Genomic DNA, 15847 nt, shown 5'->3' with positions numbered 1-15847 from the left:
GTGGGTGCTCCTTCGCGAGTGCGGGAGGGTGCCGGGACGGTGTGCAGGACCGTCCCGGCACGTCTGGGGTGGTGGTCAGTGCGCTCGGCCGACGCCCGCGCCGCGCGCGACGATCGAGGGGACCAGGCACGGGGAGTCGACCCGGGTGCGCAGGGTCGGGGTCCAGCCAGCGCCGGACTGGAGGGTCTCGGCGGGGATCTCCGCGTTGTGCACGGCGATGAGGTCGACGGGGCGGCCGTTGACGTAGTTGTTCTGGGCCGTCAGCGGGGCCTCGCTCCACTTCTTGATGACCTTGCCGACACTGGTCCCGGCGGGCAGCGAGATCGCGTTGTCGCTCGCGTACAGCGCGGAGTTGATGCCGACGCCGAAGAGGTAGTAGTCCGACTTCTGCGCCTCTTCGACCACGTAGTGGTTGTTGTAGACGTCGACCTGCCCGAACCGCACGCGCGGGGAGCGCTGGAGGATCCCGTCGAAGCGGTTGTGGTGCATGGTGACCTTGAGCTTGCCCGCGTCGAGCGCGGAGGTGCTGTCGCTGTTGCCGATCAGCATGTTCTTGTCGTGGTTCTCGAACGAATTCCACGACACGGTCACGTAGTTGGAGCCGCGCACGATGTCCGTGAGGCCGTCGTGCTGCTGGAACACCTTGCCGAAGTAGACCGGGCGTTCGCTGTCGGGGTAGCGCCCGTCGGTGAGCGTGTTGTGGTCGATCCACACGTGGTCGGTGCCGAAGACGACGACCGCGTCGTACTCGGAGTTCCAGTTGCCGGTGTGGTTGTCGTCGGTCGGGTCCCACTTGGGGAAGCAGTCGAGGGGGGCCTCGATCGTGAGGTTGCGCAGGATGACGTTCGAGACGCCCTTGATCTGCAGACTCCCGCCCAGGATCCCGGAGTTCTTGCCGACGCCGACGATCGTCGTGTTGCTCGGGATGTTGGCCTTGATGACCGAGTCCTGGTTCGCGGCGGAGGCCACGCGGGCGTCCTCCTGCGGGCCCATGGCGACCTTGTCGTTGCCGTAGACCGCCGGGTCGTAGTCCTTCAGGTACTGCTGGAGGTCGTACCCGCCCGCCTCGAAGGCGTCGCAGCCCTCGGAGACCGCGTCGATCATCCCCTGCACCTTGATGATCTTGGGAGCGCTCCCGCCGGCCGCGAGGGCGGCCTTGAACTCCGCCCAGGTGGTGACGGTGTAGACGTGTTCGGCGTCGGCCGCCGCTCCCCCGGTGGTGCCGGTGCCGTACGAGCCCCAGCCGTCTCCGGCGCCAAGTACCTGGCGGGACAGGTCAGTTCCGCGCGGCTGAGCTTGGGCCTGGGATGCGATGCCGGTCAGCGACAACACCAGGGCTGTGCAGCCCAGGAGGGCGCCGTATCTGCGGATGCTGGTGCTGGTGCTGGTGCTGGTGCTGGTGCTGGCATGATCATGACACTTCTGTGCGTGCATGGTGCGGCTCTCCTTTTTCGGAACAGGGGGTGGGGTGCTATGCGGCGACGGCGTCCGGCCAGGTGATCCACGACTCCGGGATCTCCTGGTCCAGCCGGCACACCTCGCGCCGCGCCAGCACCCTGGTTCTGACCAACTCCCGTGCCACCAGGCGGGCTACGGCGATCGCGCCGGGTGGGTTGAAGTGGGTGTTGTCCTGCTCGGTGGCGGTCCAGTTGAAGTACTTCTTCGTCTCCTCGACGCCGAGCTGCTGCCACAGGGCGAGGGAGAGGGCTTGGGTGTCGAGGAGGGGGACGCCTTCTGCGGACGCCAGTGCTCGCATCGATGCGGGGTACTCGCCGTGGGTGGGTACGGAGTTGCCCTGGGCGTCGAATCTGCGGCGTTCTACGGGGGTGGCGAGGACGGGGTGGGCGCCTTTGGCTCGGGCGCCGTTGATGTAGAGGCGGAGGTAGTCCTGGTACGTGGTCCAGGGTTCCGTGTAGCGGGTGGGGTCCTCGGCCTTTTCGTCGTTGTGGGCGAACTGGATGAGGAGGAAGTCGCCGGATTTGATGGTGCCGAGAATGGCAGCGAGGCGCCCTTCATCGACGAAGCTCTTGGAGCTACGGCCGTTCACGGCGTGGTTGGCGACGGCGATCCCCTTGTGCAGAAAGAAGGGGAGGGCCATGCCCCAGCCGGTTTCAGGGGCGGCGGGGGCGTATTTCTGGGCGGCGGTGGAGTCGCCGGCGATGTAGAAGGTACGGCGGTTCGCGGAGTGGGCGGGAGTGGCAACGCTGAGGGGAATCGCAGCGAGGGCCGCCACGGAAACCTGTCTACGGGTGAGAGACAAGAGAGGTCAGCCTTTCGTTTTTTAGGGGCGCGGGGAACTGCGCGACCAGCCACGGGCGGCCTGCACCCTGCGACGTACAGGCCACCCCAACGGCGAAACCAGCGTTTAACCCCGCTGCTGCTTCCATTCAGCCTGGGCAGCATTGAGCTCCTCGGCCAACTTGTCCAGGAAGTCCTTGGAACTCATCTTTCCCAGCAGCACCTTCTGGAAGTTAGGCTCATTGTCAGCCTTGGAGATCGTGTTCCAGTCAGGCAGGTAGTACGGCAACTGAACAATGCTCGTCGAGCCGTCGGTCAACGCCGCAGCCGCCAGTTTCGTGGGCTCAGCCTGCTGAACCCACGCATCACCGGCAGCCTCCGTATTGGCCGGCACCTGCCCCGCCGCCTCGTTGAACTTGGAGTTCTCCGCCTTGGACACCGCGAACTCGATGAACTTCCAAGCGGCCTCCTTGTTCTTGGAGCTCTTGAACACCCCGAGCCCGTCGACGGGGTTGGAGACCTGAACCCGCTTACCGTTCGCGGCGGTAGGCGAGGGAACCCCCCGGAACTTCCCGACCCCGAGCGCCTTCACATGATCCTGATAGGAACCGAGGTTGTGGTTGAGCATCCCGATCGTGCCGGAATCCCACTGCGCGACCATCTTCGTGAAGTCGTTGTTGAGGTCGGCGGAGGGGGTGACCTTCTTGTAGAGCGCGGCGTACTTCTCCAGCGCGGCGACGTTCTTGGGATCGTTGACGGTGGTCTTGTCACCGTTCCAGAAGGAGGTGATCTGCGACTGTCCGTACATCGCGTCGAGCGCTTGCGCGATGGACCCGGCACCACCACGGATGGTGTAACCGAATTCGTTCTTGCCGGAGTTGGTGAGTTTCTCGGCGGCGGCGTAGAAATTATCCCAGGTGGTGGGCGGCTGAAGCCCGGCCTTGTTGAACAGGTCGGTCCGGTAGTACAGAACGCCGTTGTTGGCGGAGGTGGGAATGGAGTAGAGCGTCCCGTCACCGCCCCCGGCGGCTTTGAGGGAAGCCACCATGTCCTTGTTGAGCTTGCTGCTCAGCGGCGATTTCGCGAGCTTGTCGTCGAGCGGCTCCAGCGCGTCCTGCGCGGCGAACCCGGCGAGCATGGCCGCGCCGACCCCGCCGACGTCGGGCAGACCGCCACCGCGGATCGTGGTGTCGACCTTGGACTGGTACTCCGTCGCGGCGATCCCGACGTACTCGACCTTGATGTCGGGGTTGGCCTTCTGGAAGTCGGAGATGACCGTCTTCCAGATGTCGGTGCGGACACCGCCGTTGTTGTCCCAGAAGACGATCTTCCCGGTGCCGCTGCCCTCGGCCCCCTTGGCACCGCTGCCGCTGCCGTCGTCGCCGCAGGCGGTTGCGGTGAGGGCGAGCACGGACCCCAGGGCGACGGCCACGGCGGCGCGGCTGTTTCTGCGGTTTCTGTTCTTCATCGGTCGGCTCTCTTCATTGAGGTGTCGGCTTGGTTCGGTCGTGGGGGTCAGTGCGTGCGGGCGGTGTGGGGTGCCCAGCCGTCGGTGCCCTTGAGGTAGGCGGTGACGGTGTGCGCGGTGGCCTGATCATCCGTCAACTGTGGTCGTTCGGCGGTGACTTCGGCTCCGGCTCCGTGGTTGCGGTACTCGGCGAAGCGGGCGTCGCGCCAGGAGAAGCCGCTCATGTCGGTCCAGGGCGCCGCCTTGATCGCGGCGGGGAGTTCGGTGTCGCGGATCAACACCTGTGCCACGGCGGCGGGTTCACCGCCGGGGTGCCAGGGCCGGCCGAGGTGGAAGCTGCCGGCGGGGGCGTCGCTGACGATCCGGGAGCGGGTGATCAGGAACCCGTAGGGGTTGCCCGTCCAGGTCGAAGCGGCCGTGATGTAGCCGTTGTTGGTGTCGGAGCCCCGGCTCAGCGCCCGGATCTCGGACCGTTCGATGACGGTCGTGGCGCGGCCGTAGACGAAGTCCACGTCCCCCTCGATGTAGGAGTCGCGGATGTAGACCCGGCTGACGGTGGTCAGGTTGGGGCTGTCGGTCATCAGGGTGTCCTGGTTGCCCAGGAAGACGGTGTCCTGGAAGACGATCCGGTCGCCGGTCGTCTTCATCGCCAGCGCTTGTTCGCCGTTCAGCTCGACTGCGGCCTCGTCGAAGTCGTTGCTGAAGGTGAGGTGCCGGGCGGTGACGTCGTTCGCGGCGATCCGTACCGTCGCGCTTCCCGTCGAACCGCCGTACGCGGCGGGCGTGTCGTAGACGATGACGGTGTCGGCGCGGCTCTGTCCAGTACCTTGCAGGAGGATCTTCGGCTTGTTCGCCGGGATGAACACCTTGGCGCGGTAGGTGCCGGGGGCGATGGCGATGGTCACGGGTACGTCGTTGCCCGCCGGTACGGCGTCCACGGCGGCCTGGACGGTCGGGTAGGCGGCGGGGACGCTCAGCGTCGTGCCGATCTGCTTCTGCGGGCCGGAGAAGCGCGTCACCAGCGCGGGTACGGCTGCCGCCGGGTCGAGCCGATAGCCGTAGAAGTCACGGGGGTTGAAGGCGGTTCCCCAACTGTCCGTGCGGCCGGTCGTGTTGCGCAGGATCGAGCCGCGCTGCACCAACTCGGCTGTGGCGTCGGCCTGGTAGGGGTGCTGGACGCCGTCGTAGTAGCTGTTCTCGATGACCATCCTGGTGCGGCCACGGGACCAATTGCCGTACGTCCAGACCGGATCGCCGTCGCTGACCTGTGCGGACAGGTAGTTGTTGTAGAGGTGCGCGTAGGCGCAGTTGTCCGCCGAAGGATTGCGTTGTTTGGTGCCGGTGAACCAGTTGTGGTCGATGGTGATCTGGGTGAGCGCGTTGGTGGTCCAGCCGATGCCCAACGCCTTGTTGTGGTTGCGGAACTGGTTGTAGGAGACGGTGACGTACTGGCTGTCCTTGCGGATGTCGAGCAGTCCGTCGCCCATGTGCTGGAGGCGGTTGTGGTCGATCCACACGTGGTCGACGGTGTCCATCTGGATCGCGTCGAAGTCGGTGGTCTTGCCGTCCCAGTCGCCCTCGACGTACGAGTCGCGGATCGTCAGGTTGCGGATGATGACGTTGCTGGTGCCGGGGGTGAGGTGGAGTTCGCCGTGGACGATCTCGCCGGTGTCGCCCACGCCGATGACGGTCTTGTCGGACCCGACGACGATGTTCGCGCCGAAGGGCTCCACGGCGATCGAGCCCTTGACGCGGATGACGTAAGGCTCGGGCGCGGAGGCGTACTTGACCAGGGACGCCTGGTCGGTGACGGTGACGACCTGGCCGCCGGCGCCTCCGGTGGTGCCGCCCGCGAGGGAGGCGAAGCCGTGCGGTTCGTCCATCCAACGGGAGGGGTGCGTAAGGGAGTTGCTCGCGGCAGGGCCGTTCGCTAAGCGCGCCCCTTCAACGGCCGTTCCCTGAGAGGCCGTTGCTCCGGCGGCACCCGCCTCCCCGGCCGTTCCCAGTCCCAGGGCTGCGACCATGCCGAGCAGGGCGGCCAGGACCAGCCCGGCGCCCGGTCTGCGCTTGCTAGGGAAGTGCGTCATTGCGGCTCCCAACAGGCGTGCTGAGTACGTGAGTTACAGAGTTCTGATCCTGAAGCGGGTGAACACGGCGGACCCCGCGTGTCCACTTCCCTCGGGTGCGAGGGCGACGAGTCCGAGCAGGGCGCCCACCCACCGCCAGGGCGTGGCGGCGAAGACGGGGCCCGACGGATGCAGGCCCTCGCCGACGTCGTAGAAGAACCGGCAGCGCGCCCCCGCGCCGATCTCGATGCGCAGCCGTACGCGTCCCGTCGGCACCAACTGCGGGTGTGCGGCGTCCCGTTCGCGCTCGGCGACGCCTTCCGCGAACCGGTGCACGAGGTGGACCGTGCCGTCGGGTCCGCGCTGGAGTCCGATCCAGCTGAACGCGTCGCCGAGGACGGCGAGTCCGCCCCGGGCGCCGGGGTCCTCGCTGGGCAGTTCGAGGGTCACCTCGACCGCCGAGGGGAGCCCGGGGAGCCGCTGGGTGAGGATGTTCGGGAGTTTCCGCAGGTCGTGCGCGTCGGCGGTGCGTACGCAGGACAGCCGCAGGCCGTCTCCCGAGTGCTGGGTGGCCCAGCCGTCCTGCGGGTTCGCCGTCCACGCCCACTGCCGGCCGAAGCGTCCGCCGGGGAAGTCGTCGTCGGTGGCGGGCGCGGCGTCCGGCTGCGGGGGCAGGGCGGGGCGTTCGTGTACGGCGACGGGGGCCCCGTCGGCGCCGAGGACGGGCCAGCCGTCGTCGTCCCAGCGCATCGGCTGGAGGTGAACGACCCTGCCGTAGGCGCCGCGTTGCTGGAAGTGGAGGAACCAGTCCTCGCCGGCCGGGGTGCGTACCCAGCCGCCCTGGTGGGGGCCGTTGACGTCGGTGTCCTTCTGTTCGAGGACGATGCGTTCCTCGTAGGGGCCGAAGAACTCCCGTGCGCGGAAGGCGCCTTGCCAGCCGGTCTCCACTCCCCCGGCGGGGGCGAAGATCCAGAACCGGCCCTCGTGGCGGTAGAGCTTGGGGCCTTCGAGGGTGAACCAGCCGGGGATGCGGTCGGCGTCGACAAGGACCTTGCCCTCGTCGAGAAGTGACCGTCCGTCAGCGTTCATCCGGTGGCCGGTGAGGCGGTTCTTCACGCCGGAGCGGGACTTGGCCCAGGCGTGGACGAGGTACGCCTCGCCGGTCTCGTCGTCCCACAGGGGGCAGGGGTCGATCAGACCCTTGCCGGCCTTGACCAGGTGCGGGCGGGTCCAAGGGCCCCTGATCTCGGGGGCGTTGACCTGGTAGATGCCCTGGTCGGGGTCGCCCCAGAAGATCCAGAACCGGTCGTCGTGGTGCCGCAGCGCGGGCGCCCACACCCCGCAGTCGTGCCGGGGGCTCCTGAACTCGGCGGCGGGCTCAAGGAGTTGCAGCGCGTGTCCGACGAGCGTCCAGTTGACGAGGTCGCGCGAGTGCAGCAGCGGCAGCCCGGGTGCGCGGCCGAAGCTGGACGCGGTGAGGTAGAAGTCGTCGCCGACGCGCAGGACGTCGGGGTCGGACCAGTCCGCGTTGAGGATCGGGTTCGTGTACGTCACTGGCTGACCGCCTTCCGGACCAGGGCCGTCGCCTCGTCGCGCCCGAGCCGTCCGTCGGCGACGACGGTGACGACGCGGCGTACGACGGTCTCGCCGGGCGGCACCGGCAGCCGTTCGGCGGACGCCAACGACGAGCCCACGCCGGGGTATTCGGCGGTGCGGACGAACCACGGGTCGCGTCGGGTGAGGCCGGTGGCGCCCGCGAAGACGAGGGTCCAGTCGGCGCCGGCCAGGGCGAGCCAGTCGGCGCGCGTGCCGTGCACCTCGGCCTCGCCCTCCGTTGACGCGGTGAAGACGTCGGGCGGTGAACTCTCCTTGCGGGCCCGCCAGAAGAAGCCGCCGTACGCCGCTCCGGGGCGGCCGTTGGTGGCGGGGCTGCCGATGGACAGCGGCGCCGGGCCGGGGTTGGTGAGGGAGAAGGTGAAGTCCAACGCCCAGGCAGTGTCGGTGAGTTCGGTGGCGGCGACGGTACGGCGCTCGCGCAGCAGCTCGGTCGTGGCCGTGGTCCAGCGCAGTTCCTCCACGAACCCGTCGGGGTCGCGGAGCTGGAACCCGGTGTGGCGCTGGACGCCGTGGTTGTCCAGCTCCGTCGGTCCCTGGTCGCGCACATAGGTGCGCCCGCCCCAGAAGTTGAACCCCTCGACGTCGGGTACGGCTACACCGACGCCGAGGTGGTGGAGGTGGTCGGCCGGGGTCAGCTCGGTGACCGCCGTGCCGGCGAGGGTGGTGACGGGGTGGAGGTAGGGGCGCGGGGAGAGCCGGGCGGGCAGCTCGGGCCGGGCGATGTAGCGGCCGACCGGGCGGCCCGCGACGCGCAGGACGGCGGTGTCGGGAGCGGTCATCGGGTGCTCACCTCTTTCGGCTGCGTCCGGGAGGCGCCGTCGCGCCGCGCCCAGCCGGCGCCGAGCTCGGAGTAGAGGGAGAGGGAGTCGGCGACTTTTTCCACGAGTCCGTCGATTCCGGGAACCACCCGGCGATTCTCCTCGTTCAGGAGGTACCAGGCGGTTTCGGGCAGTGGAGCCGGGTCCGGGGCGGTGCGGATCGCTTCCACGACCGTCATGAAGGCGCCGGTGGAGTCGGGTGGTACGAGAAGGGTGGTGGTGTCCGTCAGGTGATCGACGAGGTTCTCGAGGAGGTCGGTGCGGCCGTACTCGTACTCCTCCGGGCCGTGCCCGGCGCGCTGGAGGAGGACGCGGTCCTGCTTGTACCAGTAGGTGATCCGGCCCTTGCTGCCGTGGACGAGTACGTACGGCTCGCCCGGCCGCTCGGCGCACAGGGTCGCGGCGACGGTGACCGGACGGCCGTGAGAGGTGGTGACGCGAACGCAGGAGGTGTCGTCGGACTCGATGGTGTTGGCGTGGAACAGCTCGGTCTCCACGCGGGCCACGTCCTCGGCGCGGACGGCGCCGTCCAGGGCGAGGGCGGTGGCCACGGCGTGGGCGAGCGGGTTGGTGAGGGCGCCGTCGATGACGTCCACGCCGTTCAGGCGCCGCCTGCCCGCCCAGGGGGCGCGCCGGTAGTAGGACTCGGCGCGGGCCCAGGCGCCCGCTCCCCCGACCCCGGTGACCTCGCCGATCGTCCCGTCGGCGATCAGGTCCCGGATCGCGGGGACGGCGTGCGAGCCCAGCGACTGGAAGCCGATCTGACAGGCGACGCCGGCCGCTGCGACGCCGTCGGCCATGCGCCGGAACTCGGCGTAGGACGGCGCCGGGGGCTTCTCCAGCAGGAGGTGCACGCCCCGGCTCGCGGCGGTCAGCGCGAGGTCGGTGTGGGTCGGGATCGGCGTGCAGATGACGGCGATCCGGGCGCCGGTGGAGTCCAGGAGGGCGCCGAGGTCCGGGGACTGCGCGGGGGTGCCGAGCCCGGCGGGGATCTCGTCCGGGGTGAGGGGGGTGAGTTCGCAGATGCCCGCGAGGCGGACGATGCCCTTGTCCTGGAGGCGGAGGATGTTGTCGAGGTGCCAGCGGCCGTGGCCGCGTGCGCCGGCGAGGACGATGTCGAAGCTCATGGGTGCCTCCCCGCGCCCGCGCCCCGGGCCACCGCCCGGTCGGCCGCGTCGGCGCTGTCGATCGTGGTGTGCAGGGTGGGTGTCCAGCCGACGTCGGCGGTCAGGTCGCGTTCGCTGCCGGAGTTGTAGGCGTTGTGGATGGTGAGGAGGTCGACCGGGTAGCCGTTGAAGAGGGTGCCGCTCTGGTGGAGGGCGGTGCCGTTCCAGCTCTTGACCAGGTCGGCGGCCTCGATGTGGCCGGGGGTGTGGAAGGCGTTGTTCTCGGCGTGGATCGCGGACTCGGTGGAGACGCCGATCGAGTAGCGGTAGTCGTCGCCGGTGACGAGGTAGCGGTTGTTGTAGAGGTGCACCTGTCCGAAGCGGACGCGGGGCGCGCGCTGGACGACGCCGCGGAACTCGTTGTGGTGCAGGGTGACGCGGAGCTTGCCCCGGTCGCCGGTCGCGGTGTCGCCGGAGCCGATGAGCATCGCCTTGTCGTGGTCGGCGAAGCGGCTCCAGGAGACGGTGACGAGGTCGGAGGCATTGGTGATGTCGAGCAGGCCGTCGTGGCGCAGGTAGTTGCGGGCGAAGTAGGTCGGCTCGTCGGCGTCGGGGTGGCCCTGGTCGCCGAAGGTGACGTGGTCGACCCAGACGTGGGTGGCGCCGGAGAGCCACAGGTTGTCGTACGCGGTCTTCCAGTCGCCGAGGCCGCCGTTGTTGGGCTGCCAGACGGGGAAGCAGTCGTAGGCGTCGCGCAGGTCGAGGCCCCGGACGATGACGTTGGTGGCGTTCCTGACCTGGAGGTTCGCGCCCTTGACAACCGCCTTGCCGACCCCTACGAGGGTGGTATTGGACCCCACCTTGAGGACTACGCGCTCGGCCTGCCGGGCCGCCGAGGCCTGGCGGGCGTCCTCCTGCGGTCCGGCGGGCTTGGCTGCCCCCCAGGTACGGGGGTCGTACGCGGCGAGGTACGCCGTCAGGTCGTACCCGTCGGTCGCGTAGTCGGCGCAGTCCAGGCGGCGGCCCCGGTCGTCGGTGTTGGCGTCGATCGTCCCGGCAACCTTGATGATCTTCGGGGTGTCGCTGCCGTTGTCGAGGGCGCGGGCGAGTTCGGCGCGAGTGGTGACGGTGAAGACGTGCGCGGGGTCGGCGGCCGAGCCGCCGGTGGTGCCGGGGCCGTACGACGCCCAGCCGTCGTTGGCGGGGAGGGTGTCGCGGCTCGTGTCACGGGCCTCGGCGTGGGCCGGAAGGGCGAGTAAGGGCAACAGGGCAGCCATTATGGCGAGTTGACGGAGTCTCATCCCTTCACCGCCCCCGCGCTGAAGCCGGTGATGAGCCACTTCTGGATGAACGCGAAGACGATCACGACGGGTACGGCGGCGATGATGCCGCCCGCCGCGAGCGCGCCGAGGTCGACGCTGTCGGCGCTCATCAGGGTGTTGAGGCCGACGGGGATCGTCTGCTTGTCCTGGTTGCTGAGGAACATCAGCGCGAACAGGAAGTGGTTCCAGGAGTGCACGAAGGCGAAGGAGCCGACGGCGATGATCCCGGGCCGCAGCAGCGGCAGGACGACGATGCGGAACGCGGTGAAGCGGTTGCAGCCGTCGACCCAGGCGGCCTCTTCGAGGGAGTACGGCACGTTCTTGATGAAGTTGCTGATCAAAATCATCGACAGCGGCAGCTGGAAGACCGTCTCGGCGATGATGACGCTGATCAGCGAGTTGATCATCTTCAGCTCGGCGAAGATCTCGAAGAGCGGTACGAGCAGCAGCGCGCCCGGCACGAACTGCGAGCACAGCAGCGCCAGCATGAACCCGCGCTTGATCTTGAAGTCGAAGCGGGCGAGGGCGTAGCCGCCGGCGAGGGCGACCAGGGTGGTGACGAGGAGCGTGGCGATGCCGACGTACACGCTGTTCTCGAAGTAGGTGCCGAACTGCCGCTCCGTCCACACCTTTTCGAAGTGGTCGAAGGTAATGGGCCACGGGACAAGGGAAGTTGAACCGGCCGGGCGGAGGGCGAAGAGGAGGATCCAGTAGAAGGGGATGAGCGTGAAGACGAGGTAGATCGACAGGGGCAGGTAGATCTGCCAGCGGGGGACCTCGTCCCAGGCGCGGCGATGCTTCGACGGGCGCTGTGGCGTGGGGAGTTGGCGCACGGGGGCGGGGGCCGGCTCGGTGGCGTGGGTGGTGGTCACTTGGACTCGCCTCCGAACTTGCTCAGCCGCAGATAGATCATCGAGCAGAAGAGCAGGATCACGAACGCGACCGTGGTCAGGGCGGACGCGTAGCCGAAGTTGTGGGATTCGACGCTGGTGTTGGCGATGTAGAGCGGGAGGGTCGTCGTTTCTCCCGCCGGTCCGCCGCCGGTCAGCGTGTAGAGGAGGTCGACGTTGTTGAACTCCCAGACCGCGCGCAGCAGCGTGGAGAGGACGATCGCGTCCTTGAGGTGCGGCAGCGTGATGTGCCAGAACTGCTTGATGCGGCTCGCCCCGTCGACCTCGGCGGCCTCGTAGAGGTCCTTCGAGACGGACTGGAGGTCGGCGAGGATGAGGATCGCGAAGAACGGCACCCCGCGCCACAGATCGGCGACGACGACGGCCGGGAAGACGGTCGAGGTGTCCGACAGCCAGCTCGTGCCGTACGAGCCGAGCCCCATGTCGGCGAGGTAACGGGTGATCCCTGTCTGGGAGTTGTAGAGGAGCACCCAGATCGCGGAGGTCAGTACGCCGGAGACGGCCCAGGGCGAGAAGACGAGCGCGCGACCCAACGCCCGTCCTACGAACGTCTGGTTGACGATCAGCGCCAGCGCGAGGCCGAACAGCAGTTGGAGTCCCACCTCGACGAAGACCCACTTGGCGCTGAAGGTGAGCGTGTCCCAGAACTGCGGATCGTCGGTGAAGATCTGCCGGAAGTTGTCGAGTCCGGCGAATCCGTCGCGCCAGGGCTTGGTGGGGTTGAAGTGCTGGAGGCTGTAGTAGAAGACGCTGATCACCGGGTAGGCGATGAAGCCCAGCATCAGCAGGGCCGCCGGCGCGATCAGCAGGTACGGGAGCCTGCGCGGAGTGGCGGAGGCCCGGCGCCGCCGGGGTGGCGCGGGCTTTTTCGCCACGGCTGCGGCTTGGGCCATGACTGTTCTCCGTTCATGTACGTCGTCGTGCGGTAAGCGCTTTCTTCGCAGGCAGGCGGGTGCCTGGCGGTGTGGTGCGGTGGTGCCGTGCGGTGGTTCAGCCGGCGTACGGGTCCTGGACCTTGCCGGGGCGCGCGAGGAACTCGAAGTCGCAGCCGGTGTCGGCCTGCGTGATCTGCTCGTTGTAGAGGGCGCCGTAGCCGCGCTCGTAACGGGTCGGCGGGGGCGTCCAGTCCGCCCTGCGGCGCTCCAACTCATCGTCGTCCACGTCGAGTTGCAGGGTGCGCGCGGCGACGTCCAGCGTGATGGTGTCGCCGGTGCGGACCAGGGCGAGAGGGCCGCCGACGTACGACTCGGGCGCGATGTGCAGGACGCAGGCGCCGTAACTCGTGCCGCTCATACGGGCGTCGGAGATGCGGACCATGTCGCGGACGCCCTGCTTGAGCAGGTGGTCGGGGATCGGCAGCATGCCGTACTCGGGCATCCCCGGGCCGCCCTTGGGTCCTGAACCGCGCAGGACCAGGACGCTGTCGGCGGTGATGTTCAACGCCGGGTCATCGATGGTGCGTTGCATGGTCTTGTAGTCGTCGAAGACGACCGCGCGGCCGGTGTGCTTGAGGAGGTTCTGGTCGGCGGCGATGTGCTTGATGACCGCGCCGTCGGGACAGAGGTTGCCGCGCAGGACGGCGACCCCGCCCTCGGCCGCGACCGGGTTGTCGCGGGGGCGGATGACGTCGTCGTTGTGGACGACGGCGCCTTCGAGCTGTTCCCCCAACGTCCCGTTCACCGTCGGCCTGTTGAGGTGCAGCAGGTCGGTGATGCGGGCGAGGAAGGCGGGGAGGCCGCCCGCGAAGTAGAAGTCCTCCATCAGGTAAGTCCGGCCGCCGGGGCGGACGTTGGCGAGGACCGGGACGGTGCGGGCGATGCGGTCGAAGTCGTCGAGGGTGAGCTTGAGGCCGGCGCGGCCCGCCATCGCGATGAGGTGGATGACCGCGTTGGTGGAGCCACCGAGCCCGAGCACGGTCGTGACGGCGTCCTCAAATGCCTCTTGGGTGAGGATGGTTGACGGCTTCAGCCCCGTCCAGGCCAGCTCCACCGCGCGGCGCCCCGAGGCGGCGGCCATCCGCTCGTGCGCGGAGTCGACGGCCGGGATCGAGGAGGCGCCCGGCAGCGTCATGCCGAGGACCTCGGCGGCGGCGGTCATCGTGGACGCCGTCCCCATGGTCATGCAGTGGCCGGGGCTTCGCGCCAACCCGCCCTGGAGTTCTCGGAGTTCACAGTCCGTCAGGTTTCCGGCGCGGTGCTCGTCCCAGTACTTCCACATGTCGGTGCCGGAGCCGAGGGTCTCGCCGCGCCAGTGGCCGGGCAGCATCGGCCCCGCCGGTACGAAGAGTGACGGTACGTCGGCCGAGGTGGCGCCCATCAGCAGGGCGGGCGTCGACTTGTCGCAGCCGCCGAGCAGGACGGACGCGTCGACCGGGTACGACCTGAGCAGTTCCTCCGTCTCCATGGCGAGGAGGTTGCGGTAGAGCATCGGGGTCGGCTTCTGGTAGGTCTCCGAGAGGGTGGAGACCGGGAATTCGAGGGGGAAGCCGCCCGCCTGCCACACGCCCCGCTTGACCGCCTCGGCGCGCTCGCGCAGGTGGACGTGGCAGGGGTTGATGTCGGACCAGGTGTTGAGGACGGCGATCACCGGGCGGCCCCGGTACTCCTCGGACTCGTAACCCAGCTGGCGCATACGGGCGTTGTGCGACCAGGTGCGCAACTGGCCTTCCGTGCCGTACCACTGATGGCTTCTCAGGTCTTCGGGCGCTTTGCGCGGTGCGTTCACAGGGACCACCCGGCGGCTATCGCGGCGACCTCGGCGCGCTCGTCCTCGGGCAGCGTCCGGCTCGGCGGGCGCACCTCCCGGCGGCACAGTCCGAGTGAGGCCAGGGCCTCCTTGACGACGGTGACGTTGTTCGCGGAGCCACCCGCCGCGCGCAGTTCCTCGAAGCGCCGGATCTGCTCCCAGACCTTCATCGCGGCCGGGTAGTCCCCGGACCGGAGCGCTTCGATCATGTTCAGCGAGACGGCCGGGGCGACGTTCACGAGCCCCGACGTGAAGCCGGTCGCGCCGGCCGAGAAGTACGAGGGGGCGTACGGCTCGGCGAGCCCCGCGACCCACACGAACCGCTCCAGGCCGGCGTCCCGCGCGAACGCCGCGAACCGGGACGCGTCCGGGACGGCGTACTTGACGCCGATCACGTTCGGGCAGGCGTCGGCGAGTTCGGCGAGCCGCTCACCGCGCAGCTGCGCGTTGCGGACGTACGGCACGACGCCCAACTCCGGTACGGCCTCGGCGATTTCGCGGTGGTAGTCGACCCAGCCGGCCTGCGAGACGTAGGGGTGCACCGGCTGATGGACCATCACCATCTGCGCGCCGAACGCCCTTGCGTGGCGGGCGGCTTCGACGGCGCTCGGGATGTCGTGGCCGACGCCGACGAGCACCACGGCGCGGTCGCCGACCTCTTCGAGGGTCAACTCCGTGATCCGGCGCCGTTCTTCGGGGGTCAGCGTGTAGTACTCCCCGGTGTTCCCGTTGGGGGTGAGCGTGGTGATCCCGGCGTCGAGGAGCCGGCGCAGCAGGGCCCGGCAGACGGCCTCGTCGACACCGCCGTCCTCGGCGAACGGGGTCACCGGGATGGCGACGACGTCGGCCAGGGCCGCACGCTGGGTCTCGAACGCCACGTTGCTCATTCCTGGCCTTCCTGGTCCGTCTCGCCGGGGAACGCCCGCTCGACGAAGGATCCGATGTGGGCGTGCAGGGCGCGGGCCGCGCCGTCCGCGTCGCCGGCCAGGGCGAGGCGCAGGATCTCGCGGTGCTCGCCGGCCTCCCGCTCCCAGGACGGCGACGCCGCCCACGCCACGGCGGAGACCAGCGCGGCCTGGTCGCGGACCTCGTCGAGCATCCGGCCGAGCAGCGGGTTGCCGCACGGCAGGTACAGCGCGCGGTGGAACTCCCGGTTGGCGAGGGAGCGTTCGGCGGTGTCGGCGGCTTCGTCGGCACGGGTCAGCGCGTCGCGCGCGGCGTCCAGGGAGGCTCCCCGGCTCACCGTCCGCCGCAGCGCCTCCGGTTCGAGCAGGAGCCGTACGTCGTAGACCTCGCGCGCCATGTCCGCGTCCACCATGCGCACCGTGACGCCCTTGTACTGGCTCATCACGACGAGCCCGGTGCCGGCCAGGGTCTTGAGCGCCTCGCGCACCGGGGTCTTCGACACCCCGAAATGTGCGGCGAGTTCGGTCTCCACCAGGGCCTGACCGGGCGTCAGGCGCCCGGTGAGGATGCGGCGTTTGATCTCCTCCAGGACGTACTGCGTCCGGGAGGGGATCGGCGTGGGCACAGACGTCATGCGCGCCTCTCGGAAG

13 protein-coding genes are annotated in these 15847 nt (G+C 69.0%); all 13 read right to left on the bottom strand.

Annotated elements, in window-relative coordinates; all coding sequences use genetic code 11:
* Positions 1-75: 75 nt before the first annotated feature.
* Entirely contained in the window at positions 76-1434 is a 1359-nt protein-coding gene (locus tag J8M50_RS14615; protein ID WP_010355537.1) for a pectate lyase family protein, read from the bottom strand.
* 37 nt (positions 1435-1471) lie between these two features.
* Positions 1472-2260: a rhamnogalacturonan acetylesterase gene (locus J8M50_RS14610; protein WP_029184114.1), complete on the bottom strand. Its 789-nt coding sequence runs from the start codon at positions 2258-2260 to the stop codon at positions 1472-1474.
* Positions 2261-2365: 105 nt separating this feature from the next.
* Entirely contained in the window at positions 2366-3706 is a 1341-nt protein-coding gene (locus tag J8M50_RS14605; RefSeq protein WP_010355535.1) for an ABC transporter substrate-binding protein, read from the bottom strand.
* A gap of 47 nt (positions 3707-3753) precedes the next feature.
* Positions 3754-5793 carry a pectinesterase family protein gene (locus J8M50_RS14600; RefSeq protein WP_040837083.1) on the bottom strand — a complete coding sequence of 680 codons (2040 nt, stop codon included), beginning with the start codon at positions 5791-5793 and terminating at the stop codon, positions 3754-3756.
* A 33-nt stretch (positions 5794-5826) separates the two neighbouring features.
* Positions 5827-7326 (bottom strand): glycoside hydrolase family 43 protein, encoded by a 1500-nt coding sequence (locus J8M50_RS14595; RefSeq protein WP_010355533.1) that lies wholly within the window; start codon positions 7324-7326, stop codon positions 5827-5829.
* The gene (locus J8M50_RS14590) at positions 7323-8168 is read right to left on the bottom strand and encodes a DUF6807 domain-containing protein (protein WP_010355532.1); all 846 of its coding nucleotides are present in this window, start codon (positions 8166-8168) and stop codon (positions 7323-7325) included. Before J8M50_RS14590 ends, J8M50_RS14595 begins: the two co-directional genes overlap by 4 nt.
* On the bottom strand, positions 8165-9334 hold the full coding sequence (locus tag J8M50_RS14585; protein ID WP_010355531.1) for a Gfo/Idh/MocA family protein: 1170 nt from the start codon (positions 9332-9334) through the stop codon (positions 8165-8167). Before J8M50_RS14585 ends, J8M50_RS14590 begins: the two co-directional genes overlap by 4 nt.
* Positions 9331-10614, bottom strand: coding sequence for a pectate lyase family protein (locus J8M50_RS14580; protein ID WP_029184112.1), 1284 nt, complete (start codon positions 10612-10614; stop codon positions 9331-9333). The genes J8M50_RS14585 and J8M50_RS14580 overlap by 4 nt, the downstream gene beginning before the upstream one ends.
* Positions 10611-11507 carry a carbohydrate ABC transporter permease gene (locus tag J8M50_RS14575; protein WP_010355529.1) on the bottom strand — a complete coding sequence of 299 codons (897 nt, stop codon included), beginning with the start codon at positions 11505-11507 and terminating at the stop codon, positions 10611-10613. Before J8M50_RS14575 ends, J8M50_RS14580 begins: the two co-directional genes overlap by 4 nt.
* A complete protein-coding gene (locus tag J8M50_RS14570) occupies positions 11504-12439 on the bottom strand; it encodes a carbohydrate ABC transporter permease (RefSeq protein ID WP_010355528.1) in 936 nt (311 codons plus the stop codon). The genes J8M50_RS14575 and J8M50_RS14570 overlap by 4 nt, the downstream gene beginning before the upstream one ends.
* Positions 12440-12536: 97 nt before the next feature.
* A complete protein-coding gene (gene araD, locus J8M50_RS14565) occupies positions 12537-14270 on the bottom strand; it encodes an L-arabinonate dehydratase (RefSeq protein ID WP_010355527.1) in 1734 nt (577 codons plus the stop codon).
* A complete protein-coding gene (locus J8M50_RS14560) occupies positions 14267-15178 on the bottom strand; it encodes a dihydrodipicolinate synthase family protein (protein WP_010355526.1) in 912 nt (303 codons plus the stop codon). Before J8M50_RS14560 ends, araD begins: the two co-directional genes overlap by 4 nt.
* Positions 15175-15831 (bottom strand): GntR family transcriptional regulator, encoded by a 657-nt coding sequence (locus J8M50_RS14555; protein WP_010355525.1) that lies wholly within the window; start codon positions 15829-15831, stop codon positions 15175-15177. The genes J8M50_RS14560 and J8M50_RS14555 overlap by 4 nt, the downstream gene beginning before the upstream one ends.
* Between the last annotated feature and the right edge of the window lie 16 nt (positions 15832-15847).

The sequence above is a fragment of the Streptomyces acidiscabies genome (genome assembly GCF_020010905.1).
Classification (GTDB): Bacteria; Actinomycetota; Actinomycetes; order Streptomycetales; family Streptomycetaceae; genus Streptomyces; species Streptomyces acidiscabies.
This window is presented reverse-complemented; position numbering and strand designations above follow the sequence as displayed.